The 13923-nt window shown below is 70.2% G+C and carries 13 protein-coding genes; 7 read left to right on the top strand and 6 right to left on the bottom strand.

The features are described from left to right. Positions 1 to 519 precede the first annotated feature (519 nt). Genes BLW57_RS43065 through BLW57_RS09275 form a run of 3 tightly spaced genes read right to left on the bottom strand, consistent with a single transcriptional unit; the run spans position 520 to position 1586 of the window. Positions 520 to 840 (bottom strand): hypothetical protein, encoded by a 321-nt coding sequence (locus tag BLW57_RS43065; protein WP_371127780.1) that lies wholly within the window; start codon positions 838 to 840, stop codon positions 520 to 522. After that, entirely contained in the window at positions 815 to 1039 is a 225-nt protein-coding gene (locus tag BLW57_RS40860; protein ID WP_143051592.1) for a hypothetical protein, read from the bottom strand. The genes BLW57_RS43065 and BLW57_RS40860 overlap by 26 nt, the downstream gene beginning before the upstream one ends. Positions 1040 to 1043: 4 nt before the next feature. Then, the gene (locus BLW57_RS09275) at positions 1044 to 1586 is read right to left on the bottom strand and encodes a DUF5994 family protein (protein WP_093473581.1); all 543 of its coding nucleotides are present in this window, start codon (positions 1584 to 1586) and stop codon (positions 1044 to 1046) included. A 278-nt stretch (positions 1587 to 1864) separates the two neighbouring features. On the opposite strand from BLW57_RS09275, the gene BLW57_RS09270 reads away from it, so the two are divergent. Then, a complete protein-coding gene (locus BLW57_RS09270; RefSeq protein ID WP_093473579.1) occupies positions 1865 to 2395 on the top strand; it encodes a DUF5994 family protein in 531 nt (176 codons plus the stop codon). A gap of 142 nt (positions 2396 to 2537) precedes the next feature. Then, positions 2538 to 3512 carry a magnesium transporter CorA family protein gene (locus BLW57_RS09265; protein WP_093473577.1) on the top strand — a complete coding sequence of 325 codons (975 nt, stop codon included), beginning with the start codon at positions 2538 to 2540 and terminating at the stop codon, positions 3510 to 3512. 275 nt (positions 3513 to 3787) lie between these two features. Here BLW57_RS09265 and BLW57_RS09260 read toward each other — a convergent pair whose 3' ends face one another. Further along, positions 3788 to 4375 carry a DUF5994 family protein gene (locus BLW57_RS09260; protein ID WP_256339446.1) on the bottom strand — a complete coding sequence of 196 codons (588 nt, stop codon included), beginning with the start codon at positions 4373 to 4375 and terminating at the stop codon, positions 3788 to 3790. Between the two features lie 593 nt (positions 4376 to 4968). Between BLW57_RS09260 and BLW57_RS09255 the strand changes: the two genes are divergently transcribed. The 5 genes from BLW57_RS09255 (at position 4969) to BLW57_RS09235 (ending at position 8799) form a co-directional block, all read left to right on the top strand. Continuing rightward, positions 4969 to 5265 carry a hypothetical protein gene (locus BLW57_RS09255; RefSeq protein WP_256339445.1) on the top strand — a complete coding sequence of 99 codons (297 nt, stop codon included), beginning with the start codon at positions 4969 to 4971 and terminating at the stop codon, positions 5263 to 5265. A gap of 159 nt (positions 5266 to 5424) precedes the next feature. Further along, positions 5425 to 6462: an acyl-CoA desaturase gene (locus BLW57_RS09250; RefSeq protein ID WP_093473571.1), complete on the top strand. Its 1038-nt coding sequence runs from the start codon at positions 5425 to 5427 to the stop codon at positions 6460 to 6462. A 33-nt stretch (positions 6463 to 6495) separates the two neighbouring features. Continuing rightward, positions 6496 to 6933 carry a DUF5994 family protein gene (locus BLW57_RS09245; protein WP_093473569.1) on the top strand — a complete coding sequence of 146 codons (438 nt, stop codon included), beginning with the start codon at positions 6496 to 6498 and terminating at the stop codon, positions 6931 to 6933. Positions 6934 to 7276: 343 nt separating this feature from the next. Then, on the top strand, positions 7277 to 7597 hold the full coding sequence (locus BLW57_RS09240) for a hypothetical protein (protein ID WP_101377012.1): 321 nt from the start codon (positions 7277 to 7279) through the stop codon (positions 7595 to 7597). Positions 7598 to 7818: 221 nt separating this feature from the next. Then, entirely contained in the window at positions 7819 to 8799 is a 981-nt protein-coding gene (locus tag BLW57_RS09235) for a slipin family protein (protein ID WP_093473565.1), read from the top strand. A gap of 74 nt (positions 8800 to 8873) precedes the next feature. Here the strand turns inward: BLW57_RS09235 and mgtA are convergent, their stop codons facing one another. Together mgtA and BLW57_RS09225 are read right to left on the bottom strand one after the other, a co-directional pair. Next, positions 8874 to 11516, bottom strand: coding sequence for a magnesium-translocating P-type ATPase (gene mgtA / locus BLW57_RS09230; protein ID WP_256339444.1), 2643 nt, complete (start codon positions 11514 to 11516; stop codon positions 8874 to 8876). Further along, complete coding sequence (locus BLW57_RS09225; protein ID WP_093473563.1) at positions 11498 to 13909, bottom strand: phosphoketolase family protein; 2412 nt, start codon at positions 13907 to 13909, stop codon at positions 11498 to 11500. The genes mgtA and BLW57_RS09225 overlap by 19 nt, the downstream gene beginning before the upstream one ends. Between the last annotated feature and the right edge of the window lie 14 nt (positions 13910 to 13923).

Here is a 13923-nt window from a genome sequence, read left to right as displayed (position 1 = left end):
GCGGGTGATAGCAGGAGAGGTGAGGAGCCCCCGCCGACCTGGTCCGGCGGGGGTTTCTGTGTTCGGGGACGGGCCTGGTGTGTGGTGTTCGCCGCGGTCTTGATGTGCTCCGGCACGCCGTTCTCGACCCCTGGCGAGCGCCCCTATGACACCGAGCGCGACCGTCACGATGAACAGCAGAAGAAGCAGCACCGCGTCAGCCTCCGGGCGTCAGCGGCGGGCAAGACGTGGTCCGCCGTCCAGGTGGACGGCGGACTCATCTCTCGGCCCTGCGGGTCGACGACGTCGCAGCTGCGTCACTCGCGGAGATCGGCCGAGTGGATCACCACCTTCTCCCCGTGGCATGTGCCGGTGACGCAACGGCCCCGGCGTATACACACCGGGGCCGCCCTTCCGGGTCGTTGCACGTGAGAGTGCGCCGGCCCACTCACCAGCCTATGCCCAGGATCCCATTTCGTCATATGGCGGGACATGGCCGTCATGCGGCCGGCCGCAGCCCTGAGGGTGGCCTGGGCAGCGTCAGTCGCAGTCCCTCTCCTCGGTCTCCATGAGCTGGATCCCGCCGTCGGGGCCTGCGGGGTAGCTGCGCGCTTCCGTGGCGCCGAAACAACGGCGGAGAATCCCCGCGACATGGCGAGCCGCCTCCGGGTCGGCGGCGACGATACGAACCTCCGCGTGCCCGGCCGACGGCAGTTCAAGTGACCTCGATGTGAGCCCTTGCTCGTTCAGGACGACGTGGATCACGGGCGACGTGCCGGTGGGTGTGACGGCCGTTGCCCCGCACCCCCCCTTGGCTCGAAGCAGGTCTGCGTCATCAGCGGCTGCCCTCTTGATGCTCATGGCGTGCGGCGTCGGCAGGAGGGCCCTTCGGCACGGTGCCAGGTGGGCTCTTACGGGTCCGCCGACCGATTCCCGGTAGAGCTTCGCTGTAACGGAACGCCCCGATCCTTTCGTCATGCTGTGCGTTGAGCCGGTGAATCAGGAATATTCCCGCGATGATCACGAAAATGATCACGGCGACGGTGACGACGGTCTCCACCTCCTCACCTCCTCGGGGCGGATCCCGAGATCCCGATCGCGGCTCCGCCGTCGGTCTCCCATACCGCTTCCCGGCTTTGAACATCTGTTGCGTCGTGGCTGAGGGCCTCGTCGGCCATCAGACCGCTGGCGGTGCGGATACCTCTCGAAACGGTTGCCGCTGACATCAGCCGGGCGGCGGCGGCCGGCTCCGTCTCCGGAGGGATCACCAGCAGGTCCAGGCGGCCCACCGTGTAGGAGAGGAGGATCACTTTGTTCGGGTCCTGCTCGGCGGCGAACCAGCCGACATGCACCGTGTGGCCCGTGACGGGGACCTTGCGCGGGATGACGGGCCAGTGGGTCGGGTTCACGGTGATGTGCGTGATCCGGCCCCAGCAGGCGTCCAGTGCGTCTGTCAGAGTGGGGATCTCCCGGAGGAGATCACGGGAGCGGGGCCACCAGGCACCGTCCAGGAGACCTGGAACCGGGCCGGCCGGGGTCAGGGACAGCCGGGCCGACGCCGAAGGCAGGCGCTCTTTGATGATCGTGGGTTCGATGGTCGCGGTCATGACACGGACCTGTCCCCGGGCCCCTCTCGGAGGCCGGTGTTGTCGCTCGCCGGGAACGACACCGACACGGCGGCCTGGTGTGCGAAGTACTCCCGGTCCTTTCACTCTACGCCGTTCCGAGGCCCCGGAACGTGCACGTGAGCAGGAGCTTTACCGAGAGGCAGCGAGTCCGGTACCACCGGCGAACGCAGCCGGTGCGGCCGCGCACGACTTACGCTGAGAGGAGGAGGTCCCGCGTTCGGCGGTGACACCGAAGCCCGCAGACAGGCGGACACGCCATGAAAGAATCCGACACCCCTCGCGCCCCCGGGCTTCTGCCGGACGCGATCCACCGGGCCGCGAAACCGGGGACGGTACTTCTGCGGCTGCGGACGACACAATCCCGGGAAGGCAATCTCGACGGCGCGTGGTGGCCGCGTTCCCGCGACATCGGCGCGGAGTTGCCCGGCCTCATCCACGTGCTGACCGGGCACCTCGGCCCCATCACGCGTGTCGGCCTGGACGCCACCGCCTGGGATGAACTTCCCACGCGCCTGGTCATCGACGACCAGGTCGTCCATATCGACTCCTTCCCGGTCGGTGATGACACCGTCCTGATCACTCGGGGCGACGGGGACCACTTCTCCCTTCTCGTGGTCCCGCCGCACGCGACACCCGACGCCGCCCTTGCCGCGATGGCCAGGGCTGTCCGAGCCGACAACGTCACCGATGCCGCACAGATCCTCATCGCCACCGGCACCCATCAGGCACACCCGATCCCCATGGAGGACCCTCGGACCGGCGAGACACGTCACGAGCCCGAGGAATGACCTCTGCCAGGTCCGGGCGCCGGCAGGGCTGTCCTTGCCGGGCGGCCCCCCGAGTTCAACGCGATCGAGGCGCCGCCCGTCGGAGTGGATGCCCGGTAGTGTTGTCCCCTGAAGTTCCGCCGGTGCCGTTAGGGTCCGCGACATGGCCCGTACTCGGCTGTACCGCGACGGTTCCCTGGTCGAGGAGGACTTCCCGGTCCGGGACATCTCCCAGCATCTGGCGGACCGGTCTTCGACCGTGTGGTTGGACCTGTACCGCCCGGACCGCGCCGAGTTCACGGCGGTCGGCGAGGAACTCGGCCTCCACGAGCTGGCTCTCGAGGACGCGCTGCACGAGGGACAACGGGCGAAACTCGACAACTACCGCACCCATCACTTCCTCAGTGTCTACGCGGTCGCCGTCGACCCGGATGGCGCAGGACTGACGATGAGCGAGCTCGCGGTCATCCTCACGCCACAGGCGCTGATCACCGTCCGCAAGGACGCCGCGTTCGCCCTCGACGAGCTGGTCGCCCGCTGGGACCGTACCCCGGCTCTGGCGGCACACGGGGTCGCCTTTCTGCTCCACGGCCTGCTCGACCATGTCGTCGACGGGCACTTCGCCGCGGTACGGCAGCTCGACGAACGTATCGAGGAACTGGACGCTCTGCTCTTCGCCGAAGGCGGCCGGCAGATCCAGACCGTACAGCGCCAGTCCTACGCCCTGCGGAAATCACTGGTCCGGCTCCGTCGCGTGGTCCTGCCCATGCGGGAGGTCGTCAACGCCCTCATGCGCCCCGACCTCGACGTCGTCGACGGTCTCTTGCTGCCTTACTACCGAGATGTGTACGACCACGTGCTGCGTGCCGGCGAGTGGACTGAGTCGCTGCGCGACATGGTGGCCTCGGTGATGGAGACCAACCTGTCGGTGCAGGCGAACCGGATGAACCTGATCATGAAGAAGGTGACGAGCTGGGCCGCGATCATCGCCGTGCCCACGGCGATCACCGGCTTCTACGGACAGAACCTTCCCTATCCCGGCTTCGCACACCAGTCGGGATTCATCGTCTCCAGCGCCGTCATCGTCGGTGTCTCTCTGACGCTGTACTTCGCTTTCAAGCACTGGGACTGGCTCTGACCACACGCTCCTGCGCGCTCGTCGGCAGACGGGGCTGGGAGCCGGCTCCAGAAGTCACCTTCGAGATGCCGACCCTCACAATGTGCCGGGCGATGATGCCCCGGAAATGGGCCGGCATGGTGGCGCCTTGTTCGTCGACACCCGTGGCGGGGCGTCGACGAACGTGAAAGCTCCTCGGAGCGTCCAGCGGGTAGCGGCTACGGCCCCCGTCGCTCTCTTCGGCGTTCACGTGCAGCGGCCGACGGGCGTGAAGAAGGCATGCATGACGGTCGTCCTCACATGCCGATGATCAGGCGGCTGACGTCACCGGCCTTTGCCGGTACCGCTGCGGACGTCACGCAGGTACCGCCCTCGTACTCCCAAGCCTCGTCCGGATCGAGTGGTCGGTCGGCCGTGGAGACTGCGCGCCCGGCTCGGTCCGCGGCGATGAGTGCGCTCGCGGTCAGCGGCGGGCCGTCGTAGTCGGATGCGGCCGCCAGCAGGCGGGCCGCCGACCGCGCCCCGGTCTCGGGTGGGATGACGAGCAGATCCCAGCGTCCGGTGCCGTAGGAGAGCAGCAGCAGTTTGTGCGGGTCGATCTCCGGCGTGAACCAGCCGACCTTCACGACATGGCCGTTGACGGGCACCTTGCGCGGGATGACCGGCCAGTGCTCGGGGTTGACGGCGATACGGGTGATGCGGCCCCAGACGGGGTCCAGCGCGTCGGTCAGTGCGGGTAGTTCGCGCAGCAGGTCGCGCGAGCGCGGCCACCAGGCGCCGTCCAGGAGTCCACGGGAGGGGCCGTCCGTCTTCAGTACGAGCCGGGCGGGAGGGGCTGCGACGGGTGCGGGCCGCGGCAGGGTTGCTTCGAAGGTCGCGGTCATGATGCGGACCCGTCTCCGGGCCGCCCCTGGGGTTACGGCCCGGGTTTCATCTCTCGCCGAGAACGACCCGGCGTGGAAGCCGGTGTGCGAAATGCCCTCGGTGTCTCCACTCTACTCCTGCCGCCGCTCGCCGCGGTGGCCGTCGTACCGGCAGGAGCGGGCCGACAGAACCAGGGGCGTCGCAGGTGATCGGACCGGTCTCGCTTCACCTGCCGAGCGCGCCTGGGACCGCCCGGCGATCGCACCCACCCAGGGCGGCCCGACGGCTCCGCCCCCCACCTCTGTCGTCGCAGCCGGTCTGTCAGCAGGACTCCCCGGGCTGCCACACGACGGACGGCCAACGGTGTGGCCGGCGTCGGAGTCACGTCGTCGTCCCGGGAGTTGTTCGTGATCGACCGAACCGTCATCCCCTCATCGGGCGCCGGCCGGTGGCTTCGGCGGTCACCGCACCACTTCACAGGTGCCGGAGCGGCTGTCCCGAGCAGGAGTAGGCTGAAAACGTCGAGGGCACGTCGTACGCCGGTGTCCGGACCGGTCTCGTCCTCGTCGCAAGAGAGATGTGGACCGCTCAGGTCCGGATCGGGCTCCGCCCTATGACATCCGAAGCCCCGCACCGCCCACCCCGTCCCGAGGCCGAGCACGAACCGAGCGGGCAGAGCCGGGTGGAGGTCCGCCTGGTCTCCGCGGACTCCGAAGCGGCCCGACGCGTCGCGGACGCGCTCCGGCTGCTGTTCGCCGGCGATGAACAGCGCAGCTATCCCGGCCTCTCGGGAACCGGGACGCGGCTGCACCTCACACTGGACGCCTCGCGTGCCGCCGGTCCGCTCGGCTCCTGGCTCGACTCCAGCAGACCGCCCGCCGATCGCACCCACCAGGGCGAGACCGCCTGACGGCCCCGCCGCCCACTCTCCACGTCCTCACCAGCCCAAGCCCCTGTATTCACCGTTCGTGTGACTCGCATCCGCTCTCAGCGATGCCACGCATTCACGTCGAAGAGGCGCAGCCCAAGACCCCGGCCGCACTGTCATCACCGAGGTCAAGGACCGCGCATGTCTCTCCATATCCTCCGCTGCCCGTCCGCCGTCCCGCCTAAAGGCGCCCCGCCGTCCCCTGAGTACGACGGGAGGGCACCTTTCTCGCGCCAGGGAACGGCTGCCGAGCGCACCGGCAGCGAGCGGCTGTCCCTGGCGATCACGGCGTCGATCGTCCTTCTCCCGTTCCTGGCACTCGCTCTGGCCGTCTGGCTGCTGCGGGGGCGCCTGATCCATCCCGTCGATGTCCTGCTCGCCGCGGTGCTCTACACCGTCACGGGCCTCGGCGTCACGGTCGGCTTCCACCGTGGTCTGACCCACGGCAGCTACCGGGCCGTACGGCCGCTGCGCACCGCGCTCGCGGTGGCCGGGTCCATGAGCTTCCAGGGGGACGTGATCGGCTGGGTCGCCATCCATCGCCGCCATCACGCCTTCACCGACCGGCCGGGCGATCCTCACTCTCCGTATCGCTACGGCACGTCTGTATGCGGCCAGTTGTGGGGACTGGCGGATGCCCACGTCGGCTGGCTGTTCCGCAACGACCCCACGTCCGCGGCGCTCCCCCACACTCGGCTTCGCTCGCGCGGGGGGACCCCCATCGCTCCCGATCTGCTGGCCGACCGTGACATCCGGGCCGTGTGCCGGGCCTTCCCGGCCCTGTGTGTACTCACCCTCGCTCTGCCCTTCGCCGTGGGGTGGCTGATCGGCGGCAGCTGGGTGTCCGCCCTGACCGCCCTGCTGTGGGCGGGACTTGTCCGCATCGCCCTGCTCCACCACGTCACGTGGAGCGTGAACTCCCTCTGCCATGTGATCGGCGAGCGGCCGTTCCGCACCCGTCGCCACGACCGCGCCACCAACCTGTGGCCCCTGGCCCTGGTCTCGTTCGGCGAGAGCCGGCACAACCTGCACCATGCCGACCCCACCTGCGCCCGGCACGGCGTCGACCGCGGCCAGCTCGACCCGTCCGCCGCCGTGATCCGTTTCTTCGAACGCCTCGGCTGGGCCTGGGACGTGCGCTGGCCCACCCCGGACCGTATCGCCGCCCGCCGCGTGTGAACCCGAGCGACCGCATCCCCTTCAGGAGTTCCCATGACACTCGCCCCACCGCCCCCGCCTTCCTCGACGTCCGCTGTCCGCCTGCGCCTGGTGCCCCAGCCGGCACAGGGCCACATGGCCCAGCGCATCGACGGCGCCTGGTGGCCCCAGTCGTCCGACCTGGCGTCCGAACTGCCCGGGCTGCTGGGCGTCCTGCCGCACGCCTGGGGACAGGTCACCAGCGTCCTCGTGGATGAGGCCGTATGGTCCCCGTTCCCGGGCCGACTGCTCGTCGCCAACCAGGTCGTACGCCTGCGCCGGACGACCACCCAGCGCTCCCCGTCCACCGTCTGCCTGCTGGCGCCCGGCCGCGGCCGGTGGGACCTGCTGGTGGTGCCGCCCGCCGCCACGGACGCGGAGGCCGGGCGGCTCATGGAGAGTATGGCCGCCGTCGTGCGGGACAGAGTGGGCTGGGGAGTCGCAGTCCGTTGACGGTGGCCTTCTGACCACCCCCGGGTGCGGGCCCGGGGGTGTTGTCACCGGACCCGGCTGGGGAGGCCCCACGTGCCCGGCCCTGGACCGGCCGCGCTACCCGACGGGGAGTCCGCTCGGACCGTCGACGGAGTACGCTGGTGTTACCGAGGGTATTTCGCGCATCGGCTTCCATGTCGTTGTCACTTTCGGTGATTTGATCACGCCGGGCCGGTTTCGGTCGGCCTGGAGCAGGGTTCGCGTCATGACTGCGACCATTTCCCCCACGCCGATCCCCGGCAGTCCGGCCTGCTCTACGTCACTCCGGATCCCTTCCGCTCCTCCCGGTTCCTCGCCGACGGCCGTGCCCGATCCGCTGTCGGGGCTGATCACCGGGGGCCTGACGAACCGCCCGTATTGGCCGGCCGGCCTGGGGGCGGTGCTCTTCGGCGGCCAGGTGCAGCCGACGCCCGTCTCGGCCCTGTGGCTGATGGCCGCCGGCAGAGACTGCCTGCGCACCTCGCACGTGGACCGGCTGATGGTGGACGCGGCGCTCCTGCGCACGGTGTCGGAGACCGGCTCGGCCGTTCAGGCGGCCTGGGACTGCGAGGAAGACCACGAGGTCCGCGATCCGGCTGCACGCCCGCGGATCCCGGCCGTTTACGTTCCGCCGACGGCGAGGTGAGGGCCGTGCGCACTCCAGCGGCCACCGGGGCCACAGTCGGCGGTGCCCGGACCGGTGTACCGCGGAGTGCTCCCGGCTGAGCCGGGCCGACCCACCAGAGCCTCAACAGCAGCCCGAGACCCCGGCCGCACCTCAGACGACAGGCCGGGGTCCTCCCGTGCCGTGTGCTTCCCGGACCGCTCGGGTCCGGGACCGTCATCGACGTAAGGAAAGTGAGAACCATGGGTGTTCTGATCACCGTGCTGGCGGTGTGCGCCGTGGCCGGGCTGGTCCTGCTCGCCCTGAGCGTGCGCAACGTCCAGCAGTACGAGAAGGGCGTGGTGTTCCGCTTCGGACGGCTGTTGCCGGACATCCGCGGGCCGGGCCTGCGCGTCATCCGGCCGATCGGGGACCGGATGAGGAAGGTGTCCGTCCAGACCGAGGTCCTCGGCATCCCGCCGCAAGGATCCATCACCGCCGACAACGTGACGCTCACCGTCGACGCGGTCGTCTACTTCAAGGTCATCGACCCCGTCAAGGCCCTGGTGAACGTGCGCAACTATCCTGCCGCCGTCTCCCAGATCGCGCAGACGTCGCTCCGCTCGGTCATCGGAAGGGCCGACCTGGACACGCTGCTCTCCGACCGCGACCACATCAACGCGGAACTCAAGAAGGTGATGGACGCCCCCACCGAGGAGCCCTGGGGGCTGCGCATCGAACGCGTCGAGATCAAGGACATAGCCCTTCCGGAGTCGATGATGCGCTCGATGTCCAAGCAGGCCGAGGCCGAGCGGGAACGCCGCGCGCGGGTCATCGCGGCCGACGGAGAGTTCCAGGCGTCCCAGCGGCTGACCGACGCCGCCGCGACGATGGCCGACACCCCCGGAGCACTCCAACTGCGGCTGCTGCAGACGGTGGTGGACGTCTCTGCCGAGAAGAACAGCACCCTCGTGATGCCGTTCCCCGTGGAGATGCTCCGCTTCTTCGACCACCAGAGCAGGGAAACCGACGGCGAGTCGGCCGGACGGCGCGTGCACCGGATCACCAGGCGCCCCGCGCTGACCACCAGCGCCCTGATCCCCGAGCCCGCCACCCCCGCACCGGCCCTCACACCGTCGGTCTCCCTGCCCGGGGAGCGGGCCGGCAGCCGTGCGGAGGTGGCCCGGGAGCGGCGGGACAACTGGCCGACGCGCCGGGACGCCGAGGAATCCCTGAGCGGTTGACCGTTCCGGGCCGCCCGGGGTGACGTGATCGTCTCGGTGTGGGGGGTGCCGCTGACGGCCCTGATGACAGCGTGTCACCAGGGTCGCAGCGGTCCGGGGTGGCTGAAGCGGCCGGCACGCCGTTGGATGCGGTGCCGGAGGGTGCGGTGGCGTACCGGTGGAAGCGCGGCCCGTGCGTCGGCGCGGGCGTAGAAGACGTGTTTGGCGCCCTCGATCAGTACCAGGTAGAGCACGACCATCAGGGCCAGGGCGAGGACGAGTCCGAGCGGCAGGGATTGGAAACCGAGTGGTCCCGCGAGCGGGGACATCGGCAGTGCGACACCGACGGTGACGACACCTATGGCGCTGACCAGCAGGGGGCGGCTGGGCCGGCTGCGGTAGAACGGCACCCGGCGCGTGCGGATGGCGAAGACGACCAGCGCCTGCGTGGCGAGGGACTCCACGAACCAACCGGAGCGGAACAGCTCGGCGCCGGTGTGGAAGACCTCGATCATGACCGCGAAGGTGAGGAAGTCGAAGAGGGAGCTGACGGGCCCGAAGAAGAGCATGAAGCGACGGATGAAGGCGATGTCCCAGTGCGAGGGCGCGCGCAGCTGCTCCGGGTCGACGTGGTCGGTGGGGATGGTCAACTGCCCTGCGTCGTAGAGAAGGTTGTTGAGCAGGATCTGCGAGGGCAGCATCGGCAGGAACGGCAGCACCAGGGAGGCTCCGGCCGCGCTGAACATGTTGCCGAAGTTGCTGGAGGTGCCCATCAGGACGTACTTGATGGTGTTGGCGAAGATCCGGCGGCCCTCGGTGACCCCGGCGGCGAGGACGCCGAGGTCCTTCTCCAGGAGCAGGACGTCGGCCGCGTCCTTGGCCACGTCGGTCGCGGTGTCCACGGACAGCCCCACGTCGGCGGCGTGCAGGGCCAGCGCGTCGTTCACGCCGTCGCCCAGGAACCCGATGTCCCGGCCTCGGCGCCGCAGCGCCCGTACGACTCGGGCCTTGTCCTGGGGCGAGACGCGGGCGAAGACGGTGGTGGTCTCGGCCGCACGGGTCAGCTGGTCGTCGTCCAGCTGACCGATGTCCTGGCCGGTGAGGGCGCGGCCGGGCGGCATGCCGAGGTCGGCGCAGACCTTCTGGGCGACGAGCGCGTTGTCACCGGTACAGATCTTGACGGTGATGCCGAGGTCGGCGAGGCGGCGCAGTGAGGCGGCGGCGCCGGTCTTGGGCGGGTCGAGGAAGACCAGGAAGCCGGCCAGACGCAGGCGGTATTCGTCGGCGGCGGTGAGGGACGTCTGCCCGCCCGTGTCCCGGGTGGCCACGGCGACCACCCGGCTGCCCGCCGCGAAGTGCTCCTGGAGCACCGCCGCGGCCTCCTCGGGTACGTCACCGCAGCGGGCCAGGACCGCCTCGGGCGCGCCCTTGGCGACGAGCAGGCGGCTGCCGTCCGGACGCTCGACGAGCGCGGAGCCCAGTTGCCGGTCGTGGTCGAAGGGCAGCAGCGCGAGCCGGTGGTGTCCGGTCGGGGGTGTGTCCGTGGCCTGCCACAGCGCGGCGTCCAGCGCGTTCCCGCCCACCTGGTCCAGGTCGCCCTCAGTGGCCAGCAGGCCCAGCTTCAGCACCGTGTCGGAGGGTGTACCGGCCGGGTCGAGGGCCGCCTCGAAACGGATGCGGCCCTCGGTGAGCGTGCCGGTCTTGTCGGTGACCAGGACGTCCATGTCGCCCAGGTCCTCGATGCACACCAGCCGTTTGACCAGGACCTTGCGCCGCGCCAGCTGCCGTGAGCCGGTGGCCAGGCTCGTGCTCACCACGGCGGGCAGCAGCTGCGGGGTGATGCCCACCGCGATGGCCAGCGAGAAGAGCAGAGCGTCGAGCAGCGGGCGGTGGAGCAGGAGGTTGATGACGAAGATCCCGGTGGTGAGGGCGGCGGCGACTTTGAGGAGCAGCATGGAGAAGCGGCGCAGCCCCGCCTGGAAGTCGGTCTCCGGCTGCCGTTCTCCCAGCCCCAGCGCGATGCGCCCGAACTCGGCACGGCCTCCGGTGGCGACGACCACTCCGGTGGCGCTGCCCCCGTGCACCACGGTCCCCATCAGCGCGCAGGAGGTCAGCTCGGCCAGTGCCGCCCCCGCGGCGACCGGTTCCGGGTCCTTGTCGGCGGGGGCGGACTCCCCGGTGAGGACGCTCTCGTCGCAGGCGAACGCCGTGCACTCCAGCAGGCGCAGATCCGCGGGCACCACCTGCCCCAGCGTCAGATGCACGACGTCGCCCGGCACCAGCTCGGTCACGTCGACCTCGCCGGCCGCGCCGTCCCTGACCACGACGGCCGTGTGCCGCACCCGCGAGTGCAGGGCCTGTGCCGCCTTCTCCGCCCGGTACTCGTTCACGAATCCCAGCGCCACGCTCAGCACCAGAATCCCCGCGATGATGATCGCGCCGGTCCGCTCGCCGAAGAAGTACGAGACCCCGGCCGTCACCGCCAGCAGGATCAGCAGGGCGCTGCGCAGCTGCCGCCCGAGGACCGCCAGGACGCGGACATGGTGCGTGCGTACGGCGTTCGGCCCGAAGGCCGCGAGCCGCTCGGCCGCCTCACCCGTCTCGCCCCCCGACAGGCCGTCGGGGCTGCTCGCGAGCGCGGCCAGCACGGCCTCCGCGTCCTCGGCGGCGGCGTCCCCCACCCGCAGCTCCGCCGCACGGGTGGTCACCGACTCCGTGGTCACTGACTCCAGGTCCATTCGGCGACCTCGGGCAGGTCCGCCCCATGGGCGCGGATCCAGTCGTGATGGAGGTAACGGACGTCGGCCATCCGCTGCCGCAGCGCTGCCGCGCGCACCGCGAGGCCCGGCACCCGGTCGATCACGTCCATGACCAGCCGGTAACGGTCGAGGTCGTTGCGTACGACCATGTCGAACGGGGTCGTGGTCGTGCCCTCCTCCTTGTACCCGCGCACGTGCAGGTGCGGGTGGTTGGCCCGGCGGTAGGCGAGCCGGTGGATGAGCCACGGATAGCCGTGGTAAGCGAAGACGACGGGCTTGTCGGGGGTGAACAGCGCGTCGTACTCGCTGTCGGGCATCCCGTGCGGATGTTCCTCCGCGGGCAGGAGCCGGGCGATGTCGACGACGTTGACCACCCGTACCGCGAGTTCGGGCAGATGGTGACGGAGCAGCGAGGCCGCGGCGAGCACTTCGAGGGTGGGTACGTCGCCCGCGCAGGCGAGCACCACGTCGGGCTCGCCGGGCTCGGACTCGGTGCCGGCCCAGTCCCAGATGCCGGCGCCGCGGGCGCAGTGCGCGCGGGCGGCGTCGATGTCGAGCCAGTCGAAGCAGGGCTGCTTGCCCGCGACGACGACGTTGACGTAGTCGCGGCTGCGCAGCACGTGATCCGCCACGCACAGCAGGGTGTTGGCGTCCGGCGGATAGTAGACCCGCACGACCTCCGGCGACTTGTTCAGTACGTGGTCGACGAAACCGGGGTCCTGATGCGAGAAGCCGTTGTTGTCCTGGCGCCACACGTGCGAGGTCAGCAGGTAGTTGAGGGAGGCGATAGGGCGGCGCCAGGGGAGCCGGCGGGCGACGCGCAGCCACTTGATGTGCTGGTTCGCCATGGAGTCGACGATGTGGACGAAAGCCTCGTAACAGGAGAACAGGCCATGCCGGCCGGTGAGGAGATAGCCCTCCAGCCAGCCCTGACAGGTGTGTTCGGAGAGGATCTCCACCACCCGGCCGCCGCGCTCCAGGTGCTCGTCCGTGGGCAGTACCTGGGCCTCCCACGCCTTGCCGCTCGCCTCGTAGACGGCCTGAAGGCGGTTGGAGGCCGTCTCGTCCGGCCCGACCAGCCGGAAGTCGCGCCGCTCGCCCGTGTCGGCCATCACCTGCGCCAGCAGGTCGCCGAGGACGCGGGTCGGCTCGTGCGCCGTCGCGCCGGGCCTGTCGACCGGGACGGCGAACCGCTCCAGGGGCGGCATGGGCAGGTCGTGCAGCAGCAGGCCGCCGTTGGTGTGCGGGCTGGCGCCCAGGCGGTGCGCGCCGTCGGGGACGCAGGCGAGGACCTGTTCCCGGGGGCGTCCGTGCTCGTCGAAGAGTTCCTCGGGCCGGTAGGAGCGCAGCCATCGCTCCAACTGCCGCAGATGGTCCGGGTTCTCGCGTACGGCCGGCAGCGGCACCTGGTGCGCTCGCCAGGTGCCCTCCACCGGGAGGCCGTCGACCTCGGCGGGCCCGGTCCAGCCCTTGGGCGTGCGCAGCACGATCACCGGCCAGCGTGGGCGTTCGGTGATGACGGAACCGGCACGGGCGGCGTACTGGAAGGCGGCGATACGGTCCAGGGCCTCGTCCATGGCGCGAGCCATCGTCTGGTGGACGGCGTGAGGGTCGTCCCCGGTGACATGGAGGGGCTCGTGGCCGTATCCCCTGAGCAGGGAGTCGAGTTCGGGCTCCGGTATCCGGGCCAGGACCGTCGGGTTGGCGATCTTGTAGCCGTTGAGGTGCAGGATCGGCAGGACGGCACCGTCCCGTACCGGGTCGAGGAACTTGTTCGAGTGCCAGGAGGCGGCCAGTGGGCCCGTCTCGGCCTCACCGTCGCCGATCACGCAGGCCACCAGGAGCCCCGGATCGTCGAACGCGGCCCCGTAGGCATGAGAGAGGGAGTAGCCCAGCTCGCCGCCCTCGTGGATCGATCCGGGGGTCTCGGGTGCGACATGACTGGGGATGCCGCCCGGGAAGGAGAACTGCCGGAAGAGGCGGGTCATGCCGGCCGCGTCCCGCGTGATGTCCGGGTACGTCTCGGTGTAGCTGCCCTCCAGCCAGGAGTTCGCCACCACGGCCGGCCCGCCGTGACCGGGCCCCCAGACACAGATCGCGTCCAGGTTCCTCGCTTTGACGACCCTGTTGAGGTGGGTGTGGACCAGATTCAGGCCCGGTGAAGTGCCCCAGTGCCCGAGCAGTCGCGGCTTGACGTGCTCAGGCGCCAATGGCTCGGTCAGCAGAGGGTTGGCCATGAGGTAGATCTGCCCGACGGCCAGGTAGTTCGCCGCCCGCCAATGGGCGTCCAGAGCGCTCAGCTCCTCCTGGTCGAGGCGGTCGGGCGTGCCCGGAGTGTCGAGGGTGGTCCCGGTCGTGGGGCCGAGTGGCATGACGAACCCTTCTC

Source organism: Streptomyces sp. 1222.5, assembly GCF_900105245.1.
Lineage (GTDB): Bacteria > Actinomycetota > Actinomycetes > Streptomycetales > Streptomycetaceae > Streptomyces > Streptomyces albidocamelliae.
Note: the sequence above shows the minus strand (reverse complement) of the source record. Positions and strands in the feature narration are given on the sequence as shown.